This is a genomic window from Aquipuribacter hungaricus (genome assembly GCF_037860755.1).
GTDB lineage: Bacteria > Actinomycetota > Actinomycetes > Actinomycetales > JBBAYJ01 > Aquipuribacter > Aquipuribacter hungaricus.
The window spans coordinates 1-5,151 of record NZ_JBBEOI010000243.1; the positions used below are offsets into that span (position 1 = coordinate 1).

5 protein-coding genes are annotated in these 5,151 nt (G+C 74.9%); 4 read left to right on the forward strand and 1 reads right to left on the reverse strand.

All coding sequences use genetic code 11. From position 1 onward, the window contains the following. From WCS02_RS17165 to WCS02_RS17175, 3 genes are all read left to right on the forward strand, one after another. Positions 1-272: tyrosine-type recombinase/integrase (locus tag WCS02_RS17165; protein WP_340295450.1), on the forward strand; the 272-nt coding region annotated here is incomplete at its 5' end. An 83-nt stretch (positions 273-355) separates the two neighbouring features. Then, positions 356-1,333: an RNA polymerase sigma factor WhiG gene (gene whiG, locus WCS02_RS17170; RefSeq protein WP_452039063.1), complete on the forward strand. Its 978-nt coding sequence runs from the start codon at positions 356-358 to the stop codon at positions 1,331-1,333. 114 nt (positions 1,334-1,447) lie between these two features. After that, complete coding sequence (locus tag WCS02_RS17175) at positions 1,448-3,076, forward strand: choice-of-anchor I family protein (protein WP_340295452.1); 1,629 nt, start codon at positions 1,448-1,450, stop codon at positions 3,074-3,076. A 17-nt stretch (positions 3,077-3,093) separates the two neighbouring features. Here the strand turns inward: WCS02_RS17175 and WCS02_RS17180 are convergent, their stop codons facing one another. Then, the gene (locus WCS02_RS17180) at positions 3,094-3,732 is read right to left on the reverse strand and encodes a murein hydrolase activator EnvC family protein (RefSeq protein ID WP_340295454.1); all 639 of its coding nucleotides are present in this window, start codon (positions 3,730-3,732) and stop codon (positions 3,094-3,096) included. A 355-nt stretch (positions 3,733-4,087) separates the two neighbouring features. Between WCS02_RS17180 and rpsB the strand changes: the two genes are divergently transcribed. After that, positions 4,088-5,074, forward strand: a complete 987-nt coding sequence (rpsB, locus tag WCS02_RS17185) for a 30S ribosomal protein S2 (protein WP_340295456.1) — start codon at positions 4,088-4,090, stop codon at positions 5,072-5,074. Positions 5,075-5,151: the final 77 nt, after the last annotated feature.

Below are 5,151 nucleotides of genomic sequence, written 5' to 3' on the forward strand. Positions count from 1 at the left end.
CCGCGCTGTTCCTCGGCGCCCGCGGCGGCCGCCTCGACCAGCGCCAGGCACGCGAGGCCGTCGCCCGCGCCGCCCGCGCCGCGGGCCTCACGGACGTCCACCCGCACGCCCTGCGGCACACCGCGGCCACCCACGTGCTCGACGGCGGAGCCGACCTGAGATGCGTACAGGAACTTCTCGGTCACGCTACGCTCACGACCACGGAGATCTACACCCACGTGTCGCAGGCTCGCTTGCTCGCTGCCTACCATCGGGCGCACCCGCGGGCATAGGGACGGGGAGGCGAGCGATGGCCAGGTCGGTGTCCACGTCAGGCAGGTCCGGGGGGACCGGCGCGAGCAGCGAGGGGGCCCTGGTGCGCGACGACAGCACCGCCGACGACGGAGCCGAGGAGCTGGACGTCGACGCCGACCTCGACGGGGCCGGTCTCGCTTCGCCCGAGGACCTCGACCACGCCGGCGACGACGTCGACGCCGGTACAGACCCTGACGGCGACGCGGTCGACGACGCTTCCGGCACCGCCGAGGCCGTGCCCGAGGCGGTCGAGCCCGACCCGGTCGACGACGCCGAGGCGCTCGTCCGGGCGATGTGGGTGGAGTACAAGGACACCGGCGACCGCGCCGTCCGCGACCGCCTGATCGTCCACTACTCCCCGCTCGTCAAGTACGTCGCCGGTCGGGTCGGCGTCGGGCTCCCCCCGAACGTCGAGCACGCCGACCTCGTGTCCTACGGCGTCTTCGGGCTCATCGACGCCATCGACAAGTACGACCTCGAGCGCGCCATCAAGTTCGAGACGTACGCCATCTCCCGCATCCGCGGCGCGATCATCGACGAGCTCCGCTCCATCGACTGGATCCCGCGCTCGGTGCGCAGCAAGTCCCGCGAGGTGGAGCGGACGTACGCGCAGCTCGAGGGCGAGCTGCACCGCAGCCCGACCGAGCAGGAGGTGGCCGACCGGATCGGCATCTCCATCGGCGACCTGCACCAGATCTTCTCCAAGGTGTCCTACGCCAACGTCGTCGCCCTCGACGAGCTCATGCACGCCGGCGGCGAGCGCGGGGACTCCCTCACCCTCGGGGACACCCTCAAGGACACCCGCGCCGAGGACCCGGTCATGGCCTTCGAGACGCAGGAGACCAAGTTCCTGCTGTCCCGCGCGGTCAACCTGCTGCCCGAGCGCGAGAAGATCGTCGTCACCCTCTACTACTACGAGGGCCTGACCCTCGCCGAGATCGGCCGGGTCCTCGGGGTCACGGAGTCCCGGATCTGCCAGATGCACACCAAGGCCGTCATGCAGCTGCGCGCCAAGCTCAGCGCGGCCGGGGACGGCTAGGCAGCAGCACCGCGCCTCGGAGCCCCGGCACCCCGGGCGCCCGACACCTGACCGTCGGCCGGCGTTCACGTCGGGTTGGGTGTCCCGACACCTGTCCCCGGCAGGTTGCCGCACATGACCCGCCCCCGCACGGCCCCGCCCGCAGCCGGCGACGCCCTCGTCCTGCGCGCCGTCGCCCCTGCTGCCGCCCTCGCCGCCCTGGTCCTGGTCAGCGTCGTCCTGAGCCCGCCCGCCGAGGCCGGCCGCCCCGGGCCCGCCGTCGGCCTCGAGCCCCTCGGCACGTACGCCGGCGGCGGCTTCGAGGAGTCCGCCGCCGAGATCCCCGCCTTCGACCCCGGCACCGACCGGGTGTTCGTCGTCAACGCGCAGGCGGGGACCGTCGACGTCCTCGACGTGTCCGACCCGACCACTCCGACCAAGGTCGGCGAGCTGGCGACGCCGGGCGCCAACAGCGTCGCGGTGGCCGGCGGCAGGGTCGCCGTCGCCGAGCAGGCCGCCGACGTCCAGGCGCCGGGGTCGGTGAGCTTCTTCGACGCCGCCACCCTCGCCCGGCTCAGCGCCGTCACGGTCGGGTCCCTGCCGGACATGCTCACCTTCACCCCCGACGGGCGCACCCTGCTCGTGGCCAACGAGGGCGAGCCCTCCGGCTACGGCCCCGGCCAGACGGACCCCGAGGGCAGCGTGAGCGTCGTCGACGTCCGGCGCGGCGTGCCGACGCAGGCCGACGTCCGCACCGCCGGCTTCGGCGGGTTCGACGCCGCGGCGCTGCGGGCGGCCGGCGTGCGGCTGTCCGGCCCCGGGGCGAGCGTCGCCCAGGACCTCGAGCCGGAGTACGTCACCGTCGACGCCAGGTCGCGCACCGCGTGGGTCTCGCTGCAGGAGGCGAACGCGCTCGCCGTCGTCGACGTGCGCACGGCCACCGTCACCGACGTCCTGCCCCTGGGCACCAAGGACCACTCCGTGCCGGGGGCGGGACTGGACCCCAGCGACCGCGACGGCGGGACGATGATCGGGACCTGGCCGGTGCGTGGGCTCTACATGCCCGACGCCGTCGCCTCGTACCAGTCCCGGGGCCGCACGTTCGTCGTCACCGCCAACGAGGGCGACGCCCGTGACTACTTCGGGTACGGCGACGAGGCACGCGTCTCCTCCCTCGTCCTCAGCCCGGACGTGTTCGGCGGCGCGGCCGGCGTGGCCGCCCTGCAGGCCCCGGCCGCGCTCGGCCGGCTCACCGCGTCGACCACCAGCCCCACGGACGTGCAGGGGCGGGTCACCGAGATCCACGCGTTCGGCGCCCGCTCGTTCTCGGTGCGGGACGCCGAGGGCCGGCTCGTCTTCGACTCCGGCGACCAGCTGGAGCAGGTGGTCGCGGCCCGGCTGCCCGAGGCCGCGAACAGCGACAACAGCGAGAACGGCTCCGCGGACAGCCGCAGCGACAACAAGGGCCCCGAGCCCGAGGGGCTGGCCGTGGGCCGCGTCGCGGGCCGGACCTACGCCTTCGTCGGGCTCGAGCGCGTCGGCGGCATCGCCGTCTACGACATCACCGTGCCCAGCCGGTCGACGTTCGTGGACTACGTGAGCACCCGGGACTTCTCCGGCGACCTGGAGGCGAACGGCTCGGACTCCGGCCCGGAGGGGCTCGTCTTCGTGCCCGCGACCAGCTCGCCCACCGGCGCCCCGCTGCTCGTGGTGGGCAACGAGGTGTCCGGCACGACGACGGTCTTCGAGGTCACGCGGCGCTGAGCGGCGCGGCCGGCCCGTCACAGCGGGCCGGCCACCGGCAGCAGGCGGACCGCGCGGGCTCGGCCGAGCCACCACCACGGGTCGACGTACCGGCCGGCCACCCGCACGCCCCAGTGCAGGCACCCCCCGGCGCACCCGGCGTGCGGCGGCGCCGCGGCCAGCACCGCGACCGGGGACCCCGCCCCCACCCGGGTGCCGCGCGCCACGCTGGCGGTGACCGGCTCGAACGAGCTGAGCGTGGCGTCCACGTGCTCGACCACGACGACCCCGCGCCCCGCGACCTGCCCCGCGAAGGTCACGGTCCCGGCGGCGGGGGACAGCACCACCGCCCCTGGGGCGGCGGCGAGGTCCACGCCGCGGTGGCCGGGGCCGTACTCGTGGGCCGGTGCCTGGAACAGCCGGACCACCGTCCCGGGCACGGGCGGCCGCCGCTGCTCATCGCGGGGGAGCGACGGCACCCCTGCCGCGCCCCCGCCGGGCGCAGGCTCCGCCACCGGGGACGGGCGGAGGGCTGCCACCGTGCCCTCCGGGAGACCGGCTGTCCCTGCTGCTGCGGTCGCGGACGGGAGCCCCGGGGACGGGCCCACGGACAGGCCCACCGACAGGGCCCCGGCGAGCAGGAGCGGGACGAGGGGCCGGGCGCGGGGGAGGTCCATGGCGAGACCTTCCGGCAGGCGCGGGACAGCCGGTGGCCGGCGGGCCGGCCCTGGGGACGGGCGGCACCCCGCGCCGCCTGTGCACGCACGCGTCGCCACCGGCGCCTGTGCAGGAGCCGCGTGGTCCGGCCCGGGCCGCCGCTGGCCGTACGATGTCCCCCAGCCGGGTCCGCCCGGTGATTTCGCGCGCCCTCCGACCGCACCTCGTGCGGGGGAGGCCCCCGGTCCCGCCGGAGCCGCTCACGCGGCCGAGACGGGGTGGACCTCCCAGGGCGCCAGGCAGCAGCACCGACCGGTGCTGCGACGGAACCGGACAGGGCGCCCCGACAGCGGGCGCCGGAAGGAGTGCGTCGGCATGGCCGTCGTCACGATGCGCCAGCTCCTCGAGAGCGGCGTCCACTTCGGGCACCAGACCCGTCGGTGGAACCCCAAGATGAAGCGCTTCATCTTCACCGAGCGCAACGGCATCTACATCATCGACCTCCAGCAGTCGCTGGAGTTCATCAACGTCGCCTACGACTACGTCAAGCAGACGGTCGCGCACGGCGGCAGCATCATGTTCGTCGGCACCAAGAAGCAGGCGCAGGAGCCCGTGGCCGTCCAGGCTGCCCGCGTGGGGATGCCCTACGTCAACCAGCGCTGGCTCGGCGGCATGCTCACCAACTTCCAGACCGTCAGCAAGCGCGTCCAGCGCATGCGCGAGCTGGAGACCGTGGACTTCGACGACGTCGCCGGCTCCGGCATGACGAAGAAGGAGCTCCTCGTCCTGCGTCGCGAGCGCGACAAGCTCGAGAAGACCCTCGGCGGTCTCCGCGACATGACGAAGGTCCCCAGCGCCGTGTGGATCGTCGACACCAAGAAGGAGCACCTGGCCGTCAGCGAGGCCAAGAAGCTCGGCATCCCGGTGATCGCGATCCTCGACACCAACTGCGACCCCGACGAGGTCGACTACAAGATCCCGGGCAACGACGACGCGATCCGTTCCGTCGCCCTGCTCACCCGGGTCATCGCCGACGCCGTCGCCGAGGGCCTCGTCGCCCGCTCCGGCGGGGGCACCACCACGGCCGAGGAGCCCCTGGCCGAGTGGGAGCGCGAGCTGCTCGCCGCCGGCGAGGGTGCTGGCGCCCCGGCGGACGCCGCCGGCACCGCCACGGACGCCCCGGTCGGCATCGAGGCCGCGGCCTCCGCCGATGCCGCGCCGGCCGCTGCCGCCACGGCCGAGGAGGTCGCCGCGACCCCCGAGGACGAGACGCCGGTCACCGAGGCCCCCGCGGCCGAGACCGCCACCCTGACCTCGGTGCAGACCGACCAGACCCCCGGTCAGGGCGACGAGAACTCCTGAGGCACCCGGCGCGCCCGTCACGGGCGCGCGACGCACGCGGGGCTGACGCCCGCCGGCCCGGCCCACCAGCCGGGCCG

What these genes read in the sequence shown, in the direction of transcription:
- WCS02_RS17175 (WP_340295452.1), top strand. Translation starts at nt 1,448, where the DNA reads ATGACCCGCCCCCGCACGGCCCCGCCCGCAGCCGGCGACGCCCTCGTC.
- WCS02_RS17180 (WP_340295454.1), bottom strand. Translation starts at nt 3,732, where the DNA reads ATGGACCTCCCCCGCGCCCGGCCCCTCGTCCCGCTCCTGCTCGCCGGG.
- rpsB (WP_340295456.1), top strand. Translation starts at nt 4,088, where the DNA reads ATGGCCGTCGTCACGATGCGCCAGCTCCTCGAGAGCGGCGTCCACTTC.